Here is a 21,619-nt window from a genome sequence, read left to right on the forward strand (position 1 = left end):
CCGGTGCACGAGAGGACCGGCTCACCCGTCACACGGCGAGCGGCTCCAGGTCGCGGTGCACCCGGCGTTCGTCCCGCGCGATCCGCGTCAGCGCGTGTTCCTCACCCAGCAGCCTCTGGAGCTCCGCCACCGTCTCGGACCGCAGCTGCATCGCCTCGTCCTTGCGGCCGAGCATCCCGAGGGTGACCGCCAGGTTGGAGGCGACGCCCAGCACCTCCGGATGGTGGGCGCCCAGGACGTCCCGCAGCCGGGCCACGGTCCGCTGTTCGATCTCCAGGGCCTCTTCCAGACCACCCAGGTCCGCCAGCGCGTTCGCGAGGTTGATCGTGCTGTAGAGGGCGTGCGGGTGGCTCTCTCCCAGCACCTCCCTCATCGTCCTCGTCACCTTGAGCAGCAACTGCTCCGCGGACTCCGGATCGCCGCAGCCCCACTGGAAGATGCCCAGGTTGTTGATGGCCGCGAGGGTGTACGGGTGCCTCTCCCCCGGCGCCTTCCGGTACTGGTCGACGACCTCCTGCGCCAGATCCCTGGCCGCGACGGGCTCCCCCGCGGCGAACAGGTCGGCGGCCAGGTTCAGGTCGCAGGCCAGCGAGTCGGGGTTGGCCGAGGTGTACCGGGCGCGGTAGCGGTTGCGGGTGGCCGTGGTCAGCCGCCGCGCGTCCTCGAGCCGGCCGGCCCTGCGCAGCGACACCGCAAGGGACTTGGCCGCCGCCAGGGTGCCCGGGAAGGTCCGGCCCAGCTGTTCCTTGTACAGCTCGTAGGTCCGGCTGAGGAGGGTGACCGAGTCCTCGTAGCGGCCGATCTCCCGCAGGTCCCGGGCGAGGTTCATGGCCGAGGACAGGGTGTACGGATGCTCCGGGCCGAGCACCTCGGTGCGCCGGTCGAAGACGTCCTGGTCGATCTCACGGGCGCGGGCGTACTGGCCGACCATGCGCAGGTTCAGCGCCAGGTTGTTGGCGGCCGCGAGCGTCCGCGGGTGGGACTCGTGGAAGATCTGGCTGAATCCCTCGTGCGCCTCGGTGGCCAGCTCCATGGCCCTGCCGTACTGGCCCAGGGTGCCGAGGTCCATCGCGAGGCCGCTGGTGGTCATATAGGTGTGCGGATGGGACTCGCCGAGCACGGCCTGCTGACGTTCCAGGGTCACCTCGTCGAGCTCCTTGGCCTCCACGTAACGCCCCTGGGAGCGGTAGATGTTGGAGAGGTGGAAGCGGAGGTAGAGGTACTGGAGGTCGTCGTTGCCCAGCATGTCGCGCCAGGTCTCGCGTACGTCGTTGGCGAGTGTCGCGGCGGTCATCCAGTCGCCGCGCTTCCAGAGGTAGCGCACGCGGTCGATGATCAGCCGGCGGGTCTCCGGCTCCTTGCAGTACCGGGCCTCCGAGGGGCCGAGGTGCGGCCAGATGGTGGCGAACCGGGCCCAGGTCTCGGGGTTGTCGATCGGCTCGTCGTCGTCGGGCCGGGCGCCCGCGAGGACCCGGTGGACCGCGTGCCGGGCGTCCTGCTGCTCCTCCTCGGTCAGCTGTGCCCGGATGACGGCCTGGACCAGCCGGTGCACCTGGATGCTGTTGGAGACCTGGTCGACCTTGGCCAGCGCGAATCGCCCGATCTCCCGGATGACCCGGCCGAGCACCAGCTTCTCCTGGAGGGAGGCGTCGTACGGCTTGAGCGCCTCGATCATCTCCTTGCTGTAGAGGAGGTTCGCGGAGATCGGCTCGGGTGCGAAGAAGGCGCAGAGCTGGAGGAGACGGACCGCCGCCGGTGAGCGCTCCTTGAGCCGCTCGATGGAGACGTTCCAGGTCGCGGCGACCGGCTCGGGGTATCCGGCGGGCTGGTTGAGCGCGAGCACGCTCGCGGCCTGCTCCCTGAGCTGTTCCAGATAGGCGCTGACCGGGGTGGCGGTCTCCGCGATCCAGGCCGCGGCCTGCTCGACGGCGAGCGGCAGGTCTCCGACCGCGGTCGCGACCTGGTCGGCCTCCTCGATGCCCAGTCCGCGGGCGCGCCGCTGGAGGTGCTCGATGGACTCCTCGCGCAGGAAGACGTCGACGGGCAGCGCGTCCCCGTACTGCGACCAGGTCTGGTTCCTGGAGGTGACGAGGATGTGCCCGGGCCCTTGCGGCGGGAAGAACCGCTTGAGCTGCTCGGGGTCGTCGGCGTTGTCGAAGACGAGCAGCCAGCGGGACGAGGGCACGCCGCGCCGCAGCAGGTCGATGGCCTCCTGCGAGGCGGCCGCCATGTCCTCGCCGCCCTGCGCGCCGAGCCGTACGGCGAGTTCGGCGAGACCGGCGATCACGTCGTCGCTCTGTTCGGCGGAGATCCACCAGACCAGGTCGTAGTCGGCCATGAAGCGGTGGACGTATTCGAGGGCCACCTGTGTCTTGCCGACGCCGCCGAGTCCGTACAGCGTCTGCGGCTGCGGCAGCACGGCCGCCACCGCCATGCCGCCGCCGAGCTGGTCGCGCATCCGCTCCAGCACGACGGAGCGGCCGGTGAATCCGGGGTTGCGCGGCGGCGCGTTCCAGATCTTCGGGACGGTGCCGGGGAAGCGCGGGCCCGGCGATCCGGTGTCGGGAAGCTGGACGGGACGGTCGAGTGCCCGCAACAGCGCGGTGGTCGCGTTCACTTCGTCGAGCCGGAAGAGGTCCACGGGGTTGCGGTCGATGTACGGCGTGGTGAGCCGCACGTCGCCCACGCGGACCGGCAGCAGATGGTGCCGGCCGCCGCCGGGGTCCTCGGCCGCGGACCGCTGCCAGACCTCCACCGCCCGCGCGGACTTCAGATACGCGCTGGACAGCAGGACCACGGTGCGCGCGGCCTGTTCGGCGGGGTGCGTGTCATCGGTGGCCGGATCGCGCTCGGCCGAGACGTCGCGCGGCACGACGCGGAACCCGGCGCGGGTGAGCCGGTACTCGACCCAGTCCGCCCACATCCGGTTCTCGGCGACATAGCTCAGGAAGAGGTCGGCGGGCAGGGCCGGCCGGCGCCGGGTGAAGGCGTCCCTGATGCGGAGCCTGGCATCCTCACCGACCGTGGGCATCGAGGTGATCTGCTGCTCGGTGATGACGGCGGTGAGCCGTTCGAACGCGGACAGCAGGGAGTTGGTGAGCCCCGCCTCGTCGCCGAAGGTGGCCAGCGTCTCCTCGTACGCGTAGTACGGCCGGTACGGGATCTCCACCGCGCCCCAGTAGGCGGTGGACTCCTCGCTGTTGAGCCCGGTGGGGAAGCGGTCGAACTTCAGCCGGGCGAGCGCGCGTCCGGCGTCCGCCTTCTCCTTCTCGCCCTCGTCGATCCGCATCGGGACCGGGTAGATCTTGATGCCTCGGCCGCCGTACCGCTCGTCGATCTGCCGGGCCACCGAGGCCGCGCCGTCGATGGACTGGTCGCTGAGGGTGAAGCAGTCGACGAGTACGTCGGGCAGATGGACGGTGCAGATGTCGGCGATGTCGCTCAGACCGGTACGGCTGTCGATGAGGACGTAGTCGTAGTTGGCCTTCATGTCCTCGCGCAGCGCGTCGAAGAACAGGCCGCCGCCGAGCCGGTCGTAGAAGTTGTCCCAGTCGAAGGTGGAGACCGTCGCCGAGTACTCGCGGTTCTGCTTGCCGGCGGAGACGAAGTCGAGCGTGCCGCCGTCCGGGAACTCCCAGCCGAGGCTCTCGGGGGTGAGCGAGACGGCGTGCGGCTGGATCCGGGCGTAGTCCGTGTGCCAGTCGTCGCGGCGGCCGGTGTCGGGAGTTATCGCGGCCCAGGCGTACTCGGTGATCAGGTCGATCACGCCGGTGGTGGCGCCGAGCGTGGAGGGGTCGAGGAAGGGGTGGAAGAACCGGTGCAGGCCCGGCGCCTCCAGGTCCCAGTCGACGGCGAGCACCCGCTTGCCGTTCGCGGCGAGAATCCAGGCCGTGTTGGCCAGGGCCATCGTGCGGCCCGTACCTCCTTTGTAGGAATAGAAGGTGACGATGCGCCCGTCACGACTGGCTGTCATCCGTGTCCTCCGCATCGGGAACGATTCCACGCGTCTTCGGGGCGTACTGGGTGGTGCCGTGCTCGGCCATGGGCCCGCGGAGTCTGACCCGTTCGGTGCGGCCCGATCCGGGAGGCTGGGCGGGTGGATAGACCGCGGCGTGCCGCAGATACTCCTGGGCCGCCGATTCGACGACCTGCGGCAGGATCTGCCCGAACGCCTCCATGCTGAACACACCCCGGGCGGCCGCCCGGCAGGCGGCCCGGCCCTGCTGCATCTGGTGCGGCATCGTGCGCTCCAGCTTCTCGACGAGCGCGGCTTCGGATATCCGGCTCTGCGGGTCCTCGCGGTTCCACGGCACGACGACGCTCACCCAGGGCCGCGGCTGGGCGTCGAAGGCCGCGAGCCGCCTGCACCGTTCGTCGTCCTCCAGCGCCCAGCGGTCGACCAGGAGTATCTCCGGCCGGGTGGGCGGCAGGCTGATGTCCGGTGGCGTCTCGTGGTCGAACGACGAGACGGTGGCCTGGTAGTTGAGGGAGCGCACCAGGTCCTGGGCCATGTACGCCAGTGGTCGTGCGGAGTCCGGGTGGTAGGGGTTCCAGTCCTGCGACTGTTTGCCGTAGTAGTCCGGTGCCCTGCCCTCGGGCAGATCGTGGCTCGTGGGCGCGGCGACCGTCAGATGCATCGGGCGGGGGCCGCCGGTGGGTTTGCCGAACGCGCTGGGTGCATGGCGGTAGTCGACGGGGCTGCCGGAACCGACGCGCGTAGTGTCGGCGACACTGACGATCCGTTTGGCCAGTTCGTAGACGGCCGCCTCGTACTCCTCGGCGAATATCCGCAGCTTGATCAGACCGTAGAGGCCGTCGGTGACATAGCGGTCGCCGAAGGCCCGGTGGTTGAACTGCAACCGCTCCGCGGGGCCGGGGAGTTGTTCCGGCGGCATCGGCACCCACAGCGCGGGCACGATCGCCTCGGCGGAGCGGTTGCTCTTGGCCTGGTGATAGATGGCCCGTTGGGCGAAGGCGTACCACTCCTTGCCGCACATCTCGCTGGCGAAGTACCGCGGCGAGAACAGCGGCACGAACACCCGGCAGGTGGCGAGCACCTCACCGAGCCGCTCGGACCAGCCCTCTCCGGACCGGATCTCCCGGTCCATGAAGCCCGCGGGGGCGCCGGCGGGCAGATCCGTCATCGCCATGACATGACCACAGAGGTCACGGAAAAGCCGTTCCACCCACATGTCGGGGTCCGGGCCGCCTGCCCCGTACCGCGGCGTATGCGCGTAACTCAGAAAGAAGTACGGCCGATGGTCAGCCGCCCGTTGCCCTGATTCCGACACACGACCCCCGTCCTGTGTGAACGCCCGCATCCACTGCCGGCATCGCTGAGAGATGCGAACTGATTAATCATTCCGGAGCCCGACACACTCCACCCCCGGACGTTCAGTCAATCAACAGCGCTTTTCGGTCATCCAGCTCACCGCGTGGTCGACCGCGTCCTTGATCGAGAACAACCGCGCAGGTCTTCCGCCCAGTTGTCCTTTCTGTTCCATACCCCAGGTGAAGGCGGCACCGATCGCGTCGAAATCACTGTCGTCCAGTTCGACGTCCGTGTACTCCGTCCATTCCTTACCCCCGCCGGGTCGCTGCACCACACAACGGTAGGTGCGCAGCGGTGCTCCGGTCCGGTATTCGGCGAGATGGAACGAAGTGCACACCGCGAAATCCACATTGATCATCACAACGTGCGCCCCCGCGCGGTAGAGCGCTCCGAGGGGTGAGTCCTCACCGAGGTGCGAGGTCAGCGGATGTCCGGCGAGCAATTCCCCGGCACGCCGTCCCACTGCCGCGAAAGAGGTCTGCGGATGGGCGCTGCGGACGGCCCCTTCGGCGGTCCGCACCGCCTCGGCCAACCGGCCCATCCCCTGGGTCGGCGTATGCACCGGGTCGAAGGCCGGCATGTCCGCCCGTAAGGCTGCCGACTGCTCGGGTGTCATGCCCCGCACCCGGGCGCGGTACGCCGGCGATGTATCGGAGTTCCCGGCGGTGAACGCGGGCACCACCAGCGTGCCGTCCTCCCCGAGGGCCTCCAGCAGTGCGTCGCGCAAGGCATCGGCGTGCAGTCCCGTGGCGTGCAGCGAGGCGTGCACCAGCAGCGTCATGCCCTGCTCCACGCCCAGCTCACGCACCGCGCGGGTCAGGAAGGTCCGGTCCCCCGCATCAGCCACGGCCGCACTCCTTGCGCAGCTCGTCGAGGAGCCGGTGCCCGCTCACCGTGAGCTCCGGTGCGCTCTCCAGGGTGGTGAGGGCGCGCATGGCCTGATCTGCCCCCTCGGGGTCGAAGGGGGCGAGGCCCACCCTCTCGTACGCGCCCGCGAGCAGCTCGGACACCGGGACCTCCTCGTCCTGCCAGGGCGCGGGATGGCTCCACCAGCCGTCCTGTGCATGGAGATCGGTGACCTCCAGGAGCGCGTGCAGCTTCGCCCGGCGGAAACCGCGCAGCAGCGCGACCGCCAGTCCCCCGGCCGTCTCCGGCAGGGCGAGGCCGAGCGCTCCGAAGCCGTGGGCCCGCAGGGACGCCTCGCCGGAGAGGAGCGGGGTGAGCGTGCTCAGACACTCGCCGGCCTCCGCGGCCTGCTGCGGCGCGGCATCGGCCAGCACGGCCCAGGCCTCGGTCAGCCGCTCGTCCCAGACGGCCGTCTCGCGGGCGTCGAGCCGTCCCCGTACGGGTGCGCCGAAGCAGTCGCGGTACGGGTCGATGTCGTCCAGCCGCAGGAGCGGGACCCCGTCGCCGCCGAGCGTGCGCACGGGCCGCCAGTCGCTTCCCTCACCGTGCCGGCCGTCGAGGCGGACGAGCTGTGGCTCCGTGCCGTCGACGGCGACCAGAAAGCCCTCTTCGACGGCCCGCACCTCGGCGCTGCCGTCGTCCGCCGTGCCGCGCAACCGTAATTCACCGAGAGTGGGCAGCCGGAGCCTGCCGCCTTCGTGCGGCAGCCGGACCGGTGTGGTGTCCCGGCCGGTGACGAGTGCGGCGGCAAGGTACGACGGGAGCCGCAGTGCGAGCGCGAGTGCTCCCTGCCGTTCCTCGCGCAGAGCGGCCAGTGTGTCCTGGAGCCAGGTGTAGGTGTACGGGTGGCCGCAGACCTCGTCGAGCAGGTCGCCCCGGCCCTCCAGGGCGCAGGTCAACTCCCATGCCTCGGCCCAGGCCTCGCCGCCGCGGCCGCCCAGCTCCTCGTTGAGCTCGGCGAGAAGCGTGCGCGTCACGTCCTGGTGCTCGGCCATCAGCGCGCCCGGTTCGGTGACCGCGGCCGGCACGGCCCCGGCGCCGGCGCGCTGCTCGATACCGCGGATGAGCGCTTCGAGGTCGGCGCAGTACACGGAGGTGTTGTCGAAGTCGTTCCGCGAGCTGTAGCGGTGGGTGTAGAGGCCGCCGCCGCAGGAGCGGACGACCGGGCACCGGCGGCAGGTGGCGCTCACCCCGGCGAGGCCCAGCTGGCGTGCCCGGACACCGGGGTGGGCGGCGACGTCGTCGAACGCGTGCGAGAAGACGTCGAATCCGGTGGCCGCCGCGCCGTCGTAGGCGCTCTTGAGCGAGTCGACCTGTTCCAGGGTGCCGTCGGTCTCGACGACGACGAGGTCGGTGGGGGCCAGGCCCAGTGACTCGGTGAGGCTGGGGCCGCCGGCGAGGGTGGAGAACACCGACTCGAAGAGCCGTACGGGAACCTTCCGGCCCTGTCCGTCCCAGCGGTCGTAGATCCTCAGCAGCCACTCGGCGTAGGCGGTGGGCGATCCGTCGGGGCGGGCCGGCGGGTCGTCCCAGGTGGCGTGCGGCAGCAGGAAGTCGATACGCGGGGGTTCGAGCTCGGCGAGGGCGTCGTAGACGGCGACCGGGTCGTTGGCCACGTCGACGGTGCACAGCAGACCGAGGTAGAGGTGGCGGTAGCGCTCTTCGCGGAGCAGATCGACGGCCCGCAGGACCAGGGGATGACTGGTGCGCCCGTCCGCGAAGCGGCGGTGGCGGTCGTTCGCGAGACGGTCGCCGTCGAGGGAGATACCCACCTTGACGTCGTACGCGTCGAAGAGGTCGAGATACCGGTGGCTGAGCTGGAGGCCGTTGGTGTGGATCCGCAGATCGAGAGAGGCGACGGAGTCGAGGGCGGCGGTGAGCTCCTCGCAGATGCGTCGCAGTCGTTCGGGCCCCGCGAGCAGAGGCTCCCCTCCGTGCAGGATCACTGACACGGAGGGCAGGGCATGACTCTTGGCATGCTCGGCCAGTCGCAGAGCTGTCCAGGAAATGGCTTCGTCAGAGATTGCCTTGGGGCGGGTACGCCAGCTCTGATCAGCGTGTTCGTAGATATAACAGTGGTCACATGCAAGATCACATCTGCTGTGGACCTTCAATACGATCTCGCGGAATGGGACCAGGGGTCCAGTCATTCCGCCAGTCTAGAGCGCGGAGTTGAAGGAAGAGATACGCACGGTACGGTCAGCGGCGGCCGGCATGACCCTCGCCAGCTTCTTGGCGGCATCCCCACCACGGACATCGATCTGTGCCAACGGGATGCGGTTCTTCTTCGCAGCAGCGAATGACCGCGAGGTCTGCATCGTCATGGGGGCCGTCCTTGTGTTGTGTACAGCGCAGATACCACGCACCATTGCAGTGCCGGCGGCACGACTTTACTCTCATGGCGACCCTCAGCAACTCAAGCTGTGGTCGCGGAAGAGAAGAGTTGCATCACATTCTCGCAGCAGAGGGCGGAACGAGCGATTCCGTCTAAAGAGTGAAGGCAAAACTGCAGACAGGGGGGCGTATGACCGGGTTTACCGGCCCACTGCACAGCATGGTGTTCCGTAACACCGATCTGCCCGATCTCTTCCATCATTCGGATGCCATAGCCATATCGAGGCAACGCGAGGCTGTCGGCTCCACCCGCTACCAGCTGCTGCTCCTGGTCGTGGGAGCCGCCGTGGCGACGCTGCCGTCGTCCCTGAAGCTCGGCGACACGTTTCAACTCCCCGGCGCGCTCAGCGCGTTGGCGTACGTGGGGGTTCTCGTGCTCGGCTACCGTTCCTCACGCCGTCGAGCAAAGTCGCAATGGCAACTCAACCGTTCCGCGGCTGAGTTCATCAAATCGGTGTGCTGGCGGTACTCCGTGCACGGCACCCCGTTCGACGCCCGGGCCACCGACGCCGACGAGCTGTTCGTCGCCCGGCTGGAGGAGGGGTTACGGGAACTGGTGAAGGTGGGCTGGGAGGACCCGCGGACGGGCGGCAGCGACCTCGCGGCAGCCGAACTCATCACCCCGGCCATGCGACGCCTCCGCGCCAAGCCCTACAGCGTACGCAAGGAGACCTACGTCCGGGACCGGCTGATCGAGCAGCGCAACTGGTACCACCGCAGCGCCGAGATCTCACGCCGTGCGACCCGGCTGTGGTCGGCGTCGATCGGACTGCTCACGCTGCTGGCCCTGTTCTTCGCCCTGCTGCACACCTTCTCGCTCGCCGTGTCGGTCAATGTGGGCGGTCTGCTGTCGGCGGCCGCGGCGGCCTGTCTGGCCTGGAGCGAGATCCGCCGTCATCAACCCCTCATCGCGGCCCACTCGTTGGTCGAGGAGGACCTGGCCACGATGCACACGGCGATGGAGACCTCGGTCACCGACGCCCAGTGGCCGTCCGCGGTGTACGAGACCGAACGCATCGTGTCACCCCAGCACACGGACTGGCTGGTACGGCACGGGAGTTGAGTGTCCGTCATCGAGCGCGCACGGGGGCCTCGGCGTGATCAGCTGCGCCGCAGGCCCTCGCGCCAGATCACCGTCACCGGCTTTCCCCGGTCGCGGGCGTAGCTGACGATGTCCGCCGTGCCTCCCAGGCCGCGGGCCGGACAGCCGTCCCAGACGGCGAGCAGACGGTCGCAGTTGTCGGCGATGTAGGCGCCGGCGGCGTAGTAGGCCTCGTCCGTCGAGTGCGGGAAGGCGAGCTGGATCTCGCGCGCGGCGCGGCCGCGGAGCTGCTGGAAACGCGCCAGTTCGCCGGGGTCGGTGAAGCCGTCCGCGTAGTCGCCGCTCGGGATGACCACGGTCAGTTCGGCGCCGCAGTCGAGGGCGACGTCCGCGAAGAGCTGGTCGGCGCCGACGGCGAGGCTGGAGAGCGCCTCCATCGAACCGTCGTGTCCGCAGAGCGCGGCGCGCATCACCGCGCGCACGTGGTCCCGGGCCTCGGCGGGAATGTCTCGGTGGCCGGTCACTCCGATGCGTTTCACTGCCACGCGACCCCCGTATCTCCCGCGCCCGACGCCCTGACATCGTCTCAGATGACAGAGCTGCGTCGAGCCCCCGTCCTTCATACGGACGAGGGCTCGACCCGGACGGTTCAGTCGCCGCGCGTCAGTAGACGCTGACTCCGTAGGCGCTGAGCGCCTCGGTGACCGGCTGGAAGAAGGTCGTACCGCCGGAGGAGCAGTTGCCGCTGCCGCCGGAGGTCAGGCCGATGGCCCTGCTGCCGGAGTAGAGCGGGCCGCCGCTGTCGCCGGGTTCGGCACAGACGTTGGTGCGGATCATGCCGTAGACGACATCGCCGCCGCCGTAGTTCACCGTGGCGTTGAGACCGGTGACGCTGCCGCTGTGGGTGCCCGTGGTGGAGCCGCGGCGGGTCACCGACATGCCGACCGTGGCGTTCGCGGCACTGGTGATGTCGACGCTGCCGACGGTGCCCGGGTGGGCGAGCGAGGTGTTGGAGTAACGCACCAGGCCGTAGTCGTTCCCGGGGAAGCTGGAGCCGGCCGTGGGGCCGATGGTGGTGGTGCGGGCGGAGTTGGTGTACCAGGTGCCCGCGCCGTCGGTGCAGTGACCGGCGGTCACGAAGTAGTAGGTGTTGCCGCTGCGGACGTTGAAGCCCGCTGAGCAGCGCCAGCTGGAGGCGTAGATCGCGTCGCCGCCGGCGAGCAGCTTGGAGAAGACACCGGGGGTGCGCTCGATGCGGAGGGCGTCGGCGTTGCTGCCGGCAGCCTTCTTGATCTTCGCTATCTCGGCCTGGGAGACGGTGCTGTCGGCCGTGACGACGAGGCTCTTCGTCGCAGGGTCGAGGTTCCAGGCGGTGCCGGCCACGTCCGCTGCGAGGACGGCGTCGCTCGCGGAGGTGAGCTCGGCTGCGCTGAACGTCTGGGACTGGTCGGCGTTGGCCGCGGGGACGGCCAGTGCTGCGGCGGCGACCAGACCGGTGGAGACGGCGAGAAGGCGGGTACGTCTCGCCGTGGTACTGCGGGGGGTGGTGCGCTTGATCCTCACTTGTCGTTCCTCCCGAGGGGAATCGGGGGCTCCCGTTGTGGGGTTCGGGGCCCGTGAGGCGCAGCCATGAAGCACCGTCCGACTAACGGACATACCGTGCTCCTGACAAGCGCTGTTCGGGAGTATTCGGGCCGTCAACTGTCGGCGCAAGGGCGCCTTTCGGCCGCCGCAGGCGCACACGACTCATGGCCCCGGGGGCTGAGGCCGGTCATCGGCTTCCGGGGCTGCGGCACATGCGTCCGGCCGGTAGGACGGGTCAGCGGTCGCGGAGGTTCCGTTCCCCCGCGGCAATCTCCACGGCGAGCGTGTTCCCGGGCGGCGGGAAGGGGCAGATGAAGTGGTCGGCGAAGGCGCACGGGGGCAGCAGCGACCGGTTGAAGTCGACGGTCACCGTGCCGTCCGCCGCGGGCGCGGGCGGCCGCAGGAAGCGGAAGCGGTAGCTACCGTTCCCGCTGGTCGCGTCGGCGAAGACGGCCCACAGCGAACCGTCCTGCTCGACCGCCATCCGCAGGGTGTGTTCCACGCCGTCGAGGGGGAACGTGATCTCGCCACCGAGGCCGAGACCGCGCTCCCGCCCGTCGGCGTTCTCCACCCGCACACTGCGGCTTTCGGGGTAGGCGCGGAAGGTCCCCGGCACGGCCCAGCGAGGGTCGTACGCCGTCGCCTCGATGCCCTCGAACGTCCGGCGCGCCGGTGAGTCCGGATCGAAGTCGCGTACCGCCCACAGCCCTTCGCGGCGCAGCACGACCAGACGCCGCCGGCCGTGCGCGACCCGGGACTCGGGGATGGGCGCGTGGTCGGCGGTGAGGCGGATCGAGCCGGTGAAGGGCTTGCTGTCGACGGTCAGAACGTCCTCGGGTCCGGCGGTGAGCACCACCTCGTCGCCGTCCGGCACCCAGCTTCCCGGGACGGCCGGAAGTCGCCCGTCCGGGTGGTCGCCGAGCCAGTGCGTGCCGGTGAGCGAGAGCGGTCCGTACGGCGCGGAGACGGAACCGACGCGCTGTTCGTGCCACTTCTGCCAGTTCTGCGGCTCGTGCCCGTCCCGACCTGCTTGCTGTGCGTCCGTGCTCATGCCGTCAACCTTTCACACCGGCTCGGGAGCCCTGGACGGGTGTACGGGACCGAGCGCCTGCGGCCGTGCACCCCTACGGAACCGTCGCGCTCCGTGCGGAGGTCGCGCCCTCAGCAGTCACAGCTGCAGCAGTCGCAGCAGTCACAGTCGCAGTCACGACAGCAGCCCTCACGCTTCTTGCGCGACCAGGGCCCCTCGTACTCCTTGGCGCAGCAGATCTGACAGGTGCAGAAGAGTCCGGTGAAGACCGCACAACCGGCGAGGAGACCGCGCCGCTTGGGCGGGGTCGGTTCGCCGCCGAACCGGGGCGGCAGACCACCGGGCCCGCCGGGGTGACCCGGGCCGCCCGGATTCCCGCCGCCGTAAGGATTTCCGCCGTAGGGGTTGTTGCCGTACGGGCCCTGACCGCCGCCCTGGTAGGGGTTCTGCGGGCCCTGCGGCGTGCCGTGTCCTTGGTGCGAACAGGTCGTCGTGCCGAAGGTCCGGTTCACCGACGTCCGCAGCTCGTGGGCGAGCAGCACATGCACCAGTTTGTCGTCCGTGAAGCGGGCGTCGGCCAGCGCGAGCCGTACGCCGTGGACCGCGTCGTCGGCGAGCCGGCGGGCCTCGGCGAGGGAGGTGCCGGTCGCGGTGAGCGGGTTCCAGGCACCCGACGCTGCGTCAGCTTCCCTGTCCTCGACGGCATCCAGCAGATGCGCGAGGCGTCCGAAGAGGCGTCCGGCCTCGGCGAGCGGGGCCACGTTCTCCGGGCGTCCGGCGAGTACCGCGGTGTGCGCGAAGGCGGCGGCCGTCGCCGTCTCCGTCGGCTCGGTGACCGTGAGCAGCGGGGTTCCGGGACCGGCGAGCGCCTCGATCCCCGTCTGCCGGTCGACGGCGTCGACCAGGACCGCCGTGTCGAAGCCGAGCGCCGCGCCGGTACGCGCGCCTGCCCGGTCCCAGCCGGTGGCGACCCGGCGCGCGGCGGCGGCCACCGGCCTGCGGGCCAACATCCCGTCCCGGTCGGCGACGTGGTCGCGCACCTTGGCGGAGGCGAGGACCAGCGAGACGGCGGCCGCGAGGCGTGCGCCCTCGCCCTTGGCCACGGATGCGGTGCGCATCGCGCGCAGCGGGCAGGGGCCCGCCGTCCGCCGTGTCGCGGAGGTGCGCTCGGCCTGAGCCTCCGTCAGAACCGAGACGATCAGGCCGTCGTAGTTGGTCACGACCCGGGCGAACTGGCCGTGGTCGGCACGAAGTGCCAGGCACAGACCGCAGAGATGGGCCATCCACTCGGCCTTGAGCCCGTCCCCGAGACGGTGGCTGCATGGCCTGACGATTCCGAACACGACGTTCCCCCGAGAGCCGTTCGACAGTGCGGCACGCATCGTATCGAGCGATCCGTTCACCCGTACGTCCCCGACGTCACCCATCTGGCCCGAACTTCATATTTTGGGCCGAACATGCCCCGTACACAGGAGGAATCTTGACGAATCGCCACATCTTCTGTGCCAGTACCGTCACGAATCCCTCGCGCGGCGACTATCCACTTGGCGCGCGATCCGCATTATGGACGACCATAGGGATAGGGAAGACGGAAGACCGCAGTGAGCGGACTGCAGTGGAAGGAGGCGTCCATGGGATCTGTGCGCAAGGCGAGCGCCTGGCTGGGACTCGTCGAGGACAGCGACGAGCGTTACTACGACGACGAGTACGCCGAGGGTACGGAGACGGGTGAGAACGCCTGGGTCACCGACCCGCGGGTGCGCGTCGCCTCCGAGTCCGCCCAGGAGGAGGGACGCCGGATCGCCACGGTGTCGCCCTCCAGCTTCCGGGACGCCCGCGGTATCGGTGAGCTGTTCCGGGACGGTGTCCCGGTCATCGTGAACCTGACGTCCATGGAGCCCTCGGACGCCAAGCGCGTGGTGGACTTCGCCGCCGGACTGACCTTCGGCCTGCGCGGCTCCATCGAGCGCGTGGCGACCCGGGTCTTCCTGCTGAGCCCGTCGGACACCCAGGTCGTCAGCGGGGAGGCCCCGGGCCGCTCGCAGGACGGCTTCTTCAACCAGAGCTGAGCGAGGCGTTCGCCGGCCGGCAGGCCCGACCGGCGTCCGGGGACCCGGGGTCCCGGCTCACCGGAAGGCGTCGAGGCCGGTGAGCGCCTTGCCCAGCACGAGCTGGTGCATCTCGACGGTGCCCTCATAGGTGAGCACCGATTCGAGATTCGTCGCGTGCCGCATCACCGGGTACTCCAGGGAGATCCCGTTCGCACCGAGGATGGTGCGCGAGGTGCGGCAGATCTCGATCGCCTCGCGCACGTTGTTGAGCTTGCCGAAGCTGACCTGCTCGGGGCGCAGCGTTCCCGCGTCCATGCGCCGCCCCAGATGGTGGGCGAGCAGGATGCCCTTGTGCAGCTCGACGGCCATGTCCGCGAGCTTGGCCTGGGTGAGCTGGAAGCCGCCGATGGGGCGGCCGAACTGCTCGCGCGTACGCGCGTACTGGAGCGCCGACTCGAAGCTCGCGCGGGCGGCGCCCATGGAGCCCCAGACGATTCCGTACCGCGCGTGGGTCAGGCAGCTCAGCGGGCCCTTCAGACCGGTGACCTCCGGCAGGACCGCGTCGGCGGGCAGCCGCACCTCGTCGAGGACCAGCTCGCTGGTCACGCTCGCGCGCAGCGACCACTTGTGCTTGATCTCCGGGGCGGAGAATCCGGGGGCGTCCGTAGGCACGGCGAAACCGCGGATGCCGTCGTCGGTCTGCGCCCAGACGACGGCGACACCGGCCACCGAACCGTTGGTGATCCACATCTTGCGGCCGGTGAGCACCCAGTCCGAGCCGTCGCGCTTGGCGTAGGTGCGCATGCCCGCCGGGTCGGAGCCGTGGTCGGGCTCGGTCAGGCCGAAGCAGCCGATGATCTCGCCGGCCGCCATACCGGGCAGCCAGCGCTGCTTCTGCTCCTCGGAGCCGAACCGGTGGATCGCATACATGGCGAGCGAGCCCTGCACGGAGACCAGGGAGCGGATGCCGGAGTCCGCAGCTTCCAGTTCGAGGCAGGCGAGGCCGTACTGGACCGCGCTCGCTCCCGCGCAGCCGTAGCCCTTCAGCGACATGCCGAGCGCGCCGATGGAGCCGAGCTCACGGGCCAGCTCGCGGATACCGGGCAGCTCGCCGCGCTCGTACCAGTCGGCGATGTGCGGCATGACCCGGTCGGTGGCCCAGCTGCGGACGGTGTCGCGGACCGCGAGGTCCTCGGGGTCGAGCAGATCGTCGATGCCGAGCGGATCACCGGCATCGAAACGCGGCTTCGCGGGTGCGGACATTCAGGGCCTCCGGCAGCGCTGACAGAGCGGAAGAAGAAAACTAGCAGTGTTAGTTACCAGCTTCGCCCGACGGTACGACTCAGTGTGCCGCGCGTCCAGACCCGGTCGCCTCGACGGGCTCACGGCTCGCCGGGATCGACACGTCCGGCCGCCGGGGACGCGGACACTGTTCGGCCGTCGAGCAGTCCATGACCCGAGGCAGCTTGAGCGCTGCCAGCGCACCCAGCAGCAGCAGACCGGCGCTGACCAGCAGCGTGACATGCAGACCGTCCACGAACGCGTGCCGCGCGGTCGCGCGCAGCGTCTCCCCCGCGCCCCCGCCGAGCCGGTCGGACACCTGGTACGCCTCACCGAGCGAATGGGAGGCGGCATTGCTCGCGGACGCCGGCACCCCGGGCAGTGAGCTGAAGGCGGGCGCGTATGCCGCGTTCATGATGCTGCCGAGCAGCGCGATGCCCATGCCTGCGCCCAGCTGGTAGGACGTCTCGCCGATCGCGGCCGCCCCGCCCGCGTGCTCCGGCGGCGCCTCGCTGAGCATCGACTCGTACGCCGCGAAGAGCGTGGTCTGCAGGCCGAAGCCGAGCAGCACGAATCCGGTGGTGAGCAGCCAGGGCCGGTCCTGCTGTCCCATCATCACCAGCAGCAGGACGGCGGCGGCGGTGAGGACGAAGCCCCAGCCGACCATCGCGCGCGGGCCGATGCGGCGCAGGGTGGACGAGCCCGTCGCGCCCGCGGCCATCGCCGCGAAGGTGAGCGGCAGCAGCCGCAGCCCGGTCTCCAGCGGGCTCAGCCCGAGGATCAGCTGGAGGTACTGGACAGCTATCAGTTCCAGCCCGACCAGCGCCAGCATGGCCAGGACGATGCAGCCGACGGAGGTGGAGAAGGTGGCCCGGGCGAACATCCGGATGTCGATGAGCGGGTGCTTGCGCCGCCGCTGCCGCCGGACGAAGAGCGCCAGCAGCACCGCGCCGATCAGCAGCGGACCGACCGTCCGGGCGTCGAGCAGGCCGTGCCCGACACCGAGCCGCTTCACGCCGAGGACGACGCCGAGCACACCGGCGGCGGCGAGCAGGGCGCCCAGCACGTCCCAAGGGCCGTCCGAGTTCCCCCGGGACTCCGGCAGCAGCAGCCGGCCGACGGGCAGGATCAGCGCCATCAGCGGGATGTTGATCAGGAAGACCGAGCCCCACCAGAAGTGCTCGACGAGGAAGCCGCCGAGGACCGGTCCGGTGGCGGCGCCGACCGCGGCGACCGCGGTCCATATGCCGATCGCCATCGCCCGTTCCCGCCGGTCGGGGAAGACGGCGCGGAGTATCGAGAGCGTCGCGGGCATGATCATCGCGCCGCCGACACCCAGCAGGGCGCGTGCGGCGATGAGTATGTCCGGGGTGGCGGCAAAGGCCGCGACGGCGGAGGCGAGGCCGAAGATCGCATAGCCGAGCAGCAGCACTCTGCGGCGGCCGATCCGGTCGCCGAGGGTGCCGAAGAGGATCAGCAGTGCGGCGCAGATGAGGGGATAGGCGTCGACGATCCACAGCAGTTCCACGCCGCTCGGGCGCAGATCCTCCGTCACGGCGGGCACCGCGACGTGCAGGACGGTCGCGTCCAGCGCGACGAGCAGCAGGCTGAGACAGAGGACGACGAGGACGACCCAGCGGTTGGCACCGCCGGCGGCGGCACGCAGGCGTGCCACGGCCGTGATCGTCCCGGACATGTACTACCTCCCAGTGAGTCCCTCGCGTTCGGCGGGCCAGCCGGGGACGGGGTGATCCCTCAAGGCGGTCCGGCATCGAGGCGAGTGAGCCGTCAGCGTACGCGAGTTCAGGCCGGTGGCGCGTGGTCCATCTCTCACCACTTCGGCCGTGGCCGTGTGGCGTACGCCACGCCCCGCACCCCCGGGGGAAATGGATCATGACCTCTTCCGAACGAGGGGAAAAATGCGTACGGGCAGGTCATGAACGAGAATTTGCCCGGCAGAATGGGGCCGCGACACGCCCTTGGGAGCAATAGCGTGTGTGACCTCCGGGATTTCCGAATTGGCCAGGAATAAAGCCGGAGTCTGAGACATACTCCACATCACATCGTCATCACAAAGACGCTGGATCAGCCTAGTCGCACACTCACTCGCTGTAACGTCGATTGGGTGCGTACCGACATCTTCGCCCGCCTGGACCGGGAGCCGGAACCGCCGAAGATAGAGATCCCGCGGATGAGCCGCATCCGTCTCGCCCTCTTCGGCGGGACGTCTGCGTTCTATCTCGCCATCGTCGTCGCCGTGTTGGCGTCGAGCTGGCTGGTGATCATCGACTGGAAAGTCATGCTGTTCCGGCCCTACCAGCAGTGGCCCGAGCTGCACGCCTTTCTCGACTACTTCGTGGTCCTCGGCCAACGCGGCCCCACGGCCGTGATGGTCGCCGCCTGGCTGGGCTGGCGCTCCTGGCGCCAGCACACGCTGCGGCCCCTCCTCGCCCTGGGCGTCTCGCTGTTGCTGCTCAATGTGACGGTGGGCGCCGTCAAGATCGGACTCGGCCGGCTCGGCCCTCACTACGCGACAGAGATCGGATCCCCCGAGCTCTTCGCGGGCGGCGATATATTTCCTTCCGGCCACACCGCCAACGCGGTCGTGACCTGGGGAATCCTGGCGTATCTGGCCACGACCCCGCGGGCCCGCCGCTATCTGTCGGCGCTCTCCGCCACCGTCTCGCTCGGTGTCGGCCTGACCACGGTGTACCTCGGTACGCACTGGCTGAGCGATGTCCTGCTCGGCTGGGCCGCCGGACTGCTGATCCTGCTCGCGCTGCCCTGGTGCGAGCCGCTGATCGGCCGTGCGGAGGCCTTCATCCTCGACCTCCGCGAGCAGTGGCGCGCGCGTCGTCGTCTCGCCCCCTCGCTGCCGGTGGCGGCGGGTGGCCCGCGGCCGGGGATACTCCCCCAGCGCGGTGGAGGCCGGCAGGACGGCGCGGACCGCGAACCGGTCGCCGCGGTGGGCGGCCCGTCGGCCCCCACGAGCAGGCCGGGTACCCAGCTCACCCACACCCCGCAGAGACCGCACCCGCACAGCGTGCGTTCCGAGCGGACACCGGTGACGCCTTCGGGCAGCCGCCGTCCGCCCACCTCACGGCACGCCACGGGCGGCTGATCCGGCTTCCGGACCACCGCTCGTCGTCCACGGCGAAGGCCCCGACCGATCCGGTCGGGGCCTTTTGCGTGGGCCGGCGCACTCCAGGGCGTGACGGGTTCAGGGCGTGCGTCTCGGTGCCGTACGGCAACTCCGCGGCCGCACGGGCCGCATGGGCCGCGTCACGGGGCGTCGTGGGCCCCCTGCGGGCAGCGGGGGCTTCCCCGGCCCGCTGGGGGCCCTTGCCGGGCTTCCGCGCGCTGTGCGGCAGTTGAGGCGTTCCCGAGGGGCCGCTCAGCCCACCCAGCAGCGCTTGACGGTGCCGCCCTCCACCTCGAAGTTGAGCCGGCCCACCAGGTACTCCATGGTGATGATCGACCCAGGCGGCAGCGCCCGGACCGTGGTCCAGCCGCGCTCACGGGCCTGCTGTTCGGCGTCCTCCGCCGAGAGGCCGACATATGCGTCGGCGTCGTCGTCGGGCTGGGCTGAGGGGCTCGGTATGGATGCCATGGCATCCACCGTAGGCGGCAGCGGACGGTGACGGAAGCGGAGGGCGCACCACGCCATAGCCACCCCACGTACCCCACCGGTCACGCTTCTGTCACAGGATCACGACACGCGTTCAGCCCAAACCCTGTCACTCGAACGGGCAGTCCAGGACGGCGTCCGCAGTAATTACGGACAGCCATTCGGACACGCTCAATTCCCGGGTCGAATAACCCGGGACAAACACCGAGAACGAATTGACGGACCGTGAAGAATTCACCGCTTCCTTACACAATCCCCAGCGTGTACGCGTGACCTGTGGCCCGCTGCCGGATCGCGTACCCCGCCGCCCGGCCGTACATGCGCGAGGCCGCGACGCGCTCTGTCGGAGCGCCGCCGGGCGCGAGCATCATGCCCCCCGGCCCGACACCGATGCGAAGATCCGAGCCGCGTACAGCTCGGGTCCCTGTTGCGAGCGGCCCGGCGGACTTCGGCTGGTTCGCCCATGCCCCGCTCAACTCGCTGGAGCGCTCACCGGGCATCGGCGCCGACATGTGGATCATGGGGCTGGCGCTCTCCGGCTTCGGCACGATCCTCGGCGCGGTCAACTTCATCACCACCATCATCGGGATGCGCGCCCCCGGCATGACGATGTTCCGGCTGCCGGTCTCCGAGTCGCCGGCCTTCGATCTGCACCACCCCGAGTACGCGGCCCTGCGTCACAGCGCGCCGGACGCCCCGCACGACGACGTCAGCCGGCTGGGCCCAGAGCCCGGGAGAGGCGGTCCCGCAGCGTCCTGATGTGCTCCGTCAGCTCCTCGGGTTCGACCACCTCGAAGTCGACGCCCAGGAGCAGCACATGGATCACCATCACCTCCAGGCCGGCCGCGCCGGTGCGCAGCAGGCAGCTCGTCGCGTCCACCGCCTCCAGAACACCGTCGGACGGACCGATGATCCGGGCCGCCTCCTCCGCCGACGTGTGCAGCCGGACGACGGCCTGCACCGCGTAGGCGCGGGTCGAGACGCCCCGGGAGACGTACGCGGCCAGATCCTCGGCCGGCGGGGTGCGCGGGGCGAAGCGGGGGCCGTGCGGCGGCGTGGGCGTGATGCGGTCCGCGCGGAACGTACGCCAGTCGCCGCGCTCCAGGTCCCAGGCCACGAGGTACCAGCGGCGCTCGGTGCACACCAGGCGATGCGGTTCGACGGCGCGGCGGCTGACGGAGCCGCTGTGGTCGCGGTACGCGAAGCGCAGCCGTTCGCTGTCCCGGCAGGCGTTCGCGAGTTCCGTGAGGACGGAGGCGTCGACCCGGGACTCCGGTGCGCGCAGCATCGGGACGGTGAAGGCGTTGAGGGCGCCGACGCGGCGGCGCAGCCGGTTGGGCAGCACCTGTTCCAGCTTCGCCAGCGCGCGCACCGAGGTCTCGCCGATGCCCTCGACACCGTTGCCCGCAGCGGTGCGCAGCCCGACGGCAACCGCCACCGCCTCCTCGTCGTCGAGCAGCAGCGGCGGCAGCTCGGCCCCCGCGCCGAGCTGATAGCCACCGCCCGTGCCGGGGCTGGCGTTGACGGGATAGCCGAGCTCCCGCAGCCGGTCGACGTCGCGCCGGACGGTACGCGGCGTGACGCCGAGCCGGTCGGCCAGGTCGGCGCCCGACCACTCGCGGTGGGCCTGGAGCAGGGACAGCAGGCGCAGCAGTCGTGCCGAGGTCTCCAACATGGGGGTGAGTCTGCCAGCGCATGCGGACAGCTTCTGTCCGCATGCGCGGTGCGTGCGTCAACTGCGGGAGGGCTCCGCGGCGTTCAGGGCGAGCCCGCGCCTCACCCGGGAAGGGTCAGCATCATCCCGACCGTGAGGCGGTCCGGAGAGTTGCCGATGACCGTCCGGTTGGCGGTGTACAGCGCCTGCCAGCCGCCCTTCACGCGAAAGCGCGTGGCGATGGCGGAGAGGGTGTCCCCGGGCTGGACGGTGTGGGCCCGGCCCTTGAGCCCGTACCGCTTCGAGCAGACGGGCCAGGCCGTCCACCCCTGGACGCGGAGCACCTCTTCGGCGACCTTGATCTGCTGGGCGCGGGTCGCGAGGTCGGCGCGCGGCGCGTACGCGAGGCCTCCGAACGCCTTCCACGTCGGGTGCCAGAACTGGAGCCCGCCGTAGTAGCCGTTGCCGGTGTTGGTGTTCCACTTCCCGCCGCTCTCGCACTCGGCGACGCAGTTCCACGGCCAGCCGGTCGCCGCGCAGGCGAAAGCAGGAGTGGCTGCCGATGTGGCCGGGGCCGCCTCAATCGCCGCTGCGGCCGAAGCGTCCGAGGTCGCCGCCTGGGCGCCGCCCTGGGGCACGAGAGCCAGCAGCAGGGCTGCAACAGTGGTCGAAAGTGAATGAATTGTCCGCATCGGGGTCACGCTAGGCAGTCGGCTC

17 protein-coding genes and 1 pseudogene are annotated in these 21,619 nt (G+C 70.2%); 4 read left to right on the forward strand and 14 right to left on the reverse strand.

All coding sequences use genetic code 11. The features are described 5' to 3' along the window. Positions 1–28: 28 nt before the first annotated feature. From fxsT to fxsA, 5 genes are all read right to left on the reverse strand, one after another. Positions 29–3,973 (reverse strand): FxSxx-COOH system tetratricopeptide repeat protein, encoded by a 3,945-nt coding sequence (gene fxsT, locus ACQPWZ_RS07520; RefSeq protein ID WP_433570943.1) that lies wholly within the window; start codon positions 3,971–3,973, stop codon positions 29–31. Beyond that, entirely contained in the window at positions 3,957–5,321 is a 1,365-nt protein-coding gene (locus tag ACQPWZ_RS07525; RefSeq protein ID WP_340472305.1) for a TIR-like protein FxsC, read from the reverse strand. The genes fxsT and ACQPWZ_RS07525 overlap by 17 nt, the downstream gene beginning before the upstream one ends. An 81-nt stretch (positions 5,322–5,402) precedes the next feature. After that, positions 5,403–6,113, reverse strand: a complete 711-nt coding sequence (locus ACQPWZ_RS07530; RefSeq protein WP_433573780.1) for an aminoglycoside N(3)-acetyltransferase — start codon at positions 6,111–6,113, stop codon at positions 5,403–5,405. Between the two features lie 58 nt (positions 6,114–6,171). Beyond that, the gene (fxsBH, locus tag ACQPWZ_RS07535; protein WP_433570944.1) at positions 6,172–8,388 is read right to left on the reverse strand and encodes a radical SAM/SPASM protein FxsBH, inactivated beta-hydroxylase extension form; all 2,217 of its coding nucleotides are present in this window, start codon (positions 8,386–8,388) and stop codon (positions 6,172–6,174) included. A gap of 9 nt (positions 8,389–8,397) precedes the next feature. Beyond that, entirely contained in the window at positions 8,398–8,562 is a 165-nt protein-coding gene (gene fxsA, locus ACQPWZ_RS07540) for an FxSxx-COOH cyclophane-containing RiPP peptide (RefSeq protein WP_328860099.1), read from the reverse strand. A gap of 230 nt (positions 8,563–8,792) precedes the next feature. On the opposite strand from fxsA, the gene ACQPWZ_RS07545 reads away from it, so the two are divergent. Then, positions 8,793–9,695, forward strand: a complete 903-nt coding sequence (locus ACQPWZ_RS07545) for a DUF4231 domain-containing protein (protein WP_433570945.1) — start codon at positions 8,793–8,795, stop codon at positions 9,693–9,695. Between the two features lie 38 nt (positions 9,696–9,733). Here the strand turns inward: ACQPWZ_RS07545 and ACQPWZ_RS07550 are convergent, their stop codons facing one another. The 4 genes from ACQPWZ_RS07550 to ACQPWZ_RS07565 form a co-directional block, all read right to left on the reverse strand. After that, positions 9,734–10,213, reverse strand: a complete 480-nt coding sequence (locus ACQPWZ_RS07550) for a hypothetical protein (protein ID WP_340477775.1) — start codon at positions 10,211–10,213, stop codon at positions 9,734–9,736. Positions 10,214–10,337: 124 nt separating this feature from the next. Beyond that, positions 10,338–11,237 carry a S1 family peptidase gene (locus ACQPWZ_RS07555; RefSeq protein WP_433570946.1) on the reverse strand — a complete coding sequence of 300 codons (900 nt, stop codon included), beginning with the start codon at positions 11,235–11,237 and terminating at the stop codon, positions 10,338–10,340. Positions 11,238–11,493: 256 nt separating this feature from the next. After that, positions 11,494–12,309, reverse strand: a complete 816-nt coding sequence (locus ACQPWZ_RS07560; protein WP_433570947.1) for a DUF1684 domain-containing protein — start codon at positions 12,307–12,309, stop codon at positions 11,494–11,496. 110 nt (positions 12,310–12,419) lie between these two features. Beyond that, positions 12,420–13,631, reverse strand: a complete 1,212-nt coding sequence (locus ACQPWZ_RS07565) for a DUF5685 family protein (RefSeq protein WP_433570948.1) — start codon at positions 13,629–13,631, stop codon at positions 12,420–12,422. A gap of 288 nt (positions 13,632–13,919) precedes the next feature. Between ACQPWZ_RS07565 and ACQPWZ_RS07570 the strand changes: the two genes are divergently transcribed. Further along, positions 13,920–14,357 carry a cell division protein SepF gene (locus ACQPWZ_RS07570; RefSeq protein ID WP_340472313.1) on the forward strand — a complete coding sequence of 146 codons (438 nt, stop codon included), beginning with the start codon at positions 13,920–13,922 and terminating at the stop codon, positions 14,355–14,357. 57 nt (positions 14,358–14,414) lie between these two features. Here the strand turns inward: ACQPWZ_RS07570 and ACQPWZ_RS07575 are convergent, their stop codons facing one another. Further along, positions 14,415–15,602: an acyl-CoA dehydrogenase family protein gene (locus tag ACQPWZ_RS07575; protein WP_356704884.1), complete on the reverse strand. Its 1,188-nt coding sequence runs from the start codon at positions 15,600–15,602 to the stop codon at positions 14,415–14,417. Positions 15,603–15,681: 79 nt separating this feature from the next. Further along, a complete protein-coding gene (locus ACQPWZ_RS07580) occupies positions 15,682–17,316 on the reverse strand; it encodes an MFS transporter (protein WP_433570949.1) in 1,635 nt (544 codons plus the stop codon). 429 nt (positions 17,317–17,745) lie between these two features. Here ACQPWZ_RS07580 and ACQPWZ_RS07585 point away from each other — a divergent pair, with 429 nt between their 5' ends. Further along, on the forward strand, positions 17,746–18,741 hold the full coding sequence (locus ACQPWZ_RS07585) for a phosphatase PAP2 family protein (RefSeq protein ID WP_340472316.1): 996 nt from the start codon (positions 17,746–17,748) through the stop codon (positions 18,739–18,741). A 273-nt stretch (positions 18,742–19,014) separates the two neighbouring features. Here the strand turns inward: ACQPWZ_RS07585 and ACQPWZ_RS07590 are convergent, their stop codons facing one another. Beyond that, a complete protein-coding gene (locus ACQPWZ_RS07590; RefSeq protein WP_340472317.1) occupies positions 19,015–19,230 on the reverse strand; it encodes an I78 family peptidase inhibitor in 216 nt (71 codons plus the stop codon). A gap of 450 nt (positions 19,231–19,680) precedes the next feature. Here ACQPWZ_RS07590 and ACQPWZ_RS07595 point away from each other — a divergent pair. Beyond that, a pseudogene (locus ACQPWZ_RS07595) lies at positions 19,681–19,875 on the forward strand (cbb3-type cytochrome c oxidase subunit I); the annotation flags it as partial. Between the two features lie 82 nt (positions 19,876–19,957). Here the strand turns inward: ACQPWZ_RS07595 and ACQPWZ_RS07600 are convergent. Then, the gene (locus tag ACQPWZ_RS07600) at positions 19,958–20,923 is read right to left on the reverse strand and encodes a helix-turn-helix transcriptional regulator (RefSeq protein WP_340472318.1); all 966 of its coding nucleotides are present in this window, start codon (positions 20,921–20,923) and stop codon (positions 19,958–19,960) included. Between the two features lie 101 nt (positions 20,924–21,024). Then, entirely contained in the window at positions 21,025–21,594 is a 570-nt protein-coding gene (locus tag ACQPWZ_RS07605; RefSeq protein WP_433570950.1) for a transglycosylase family protein, read from the reverse strand. Between the last annotated feature and the right edge of the window lie 25 nt (positions 21,595–21,619).

Origin of the sequence: Streptomyces sp. CA-251247 (assembly GCF_050952975.1) — a bacterium.
GTDB lineage: Bacteria > Actinomycetota > Actinomycetes > Streptomycetales > Streptomycetaceae > Streptomyces > Streptomyces achmelvichensis.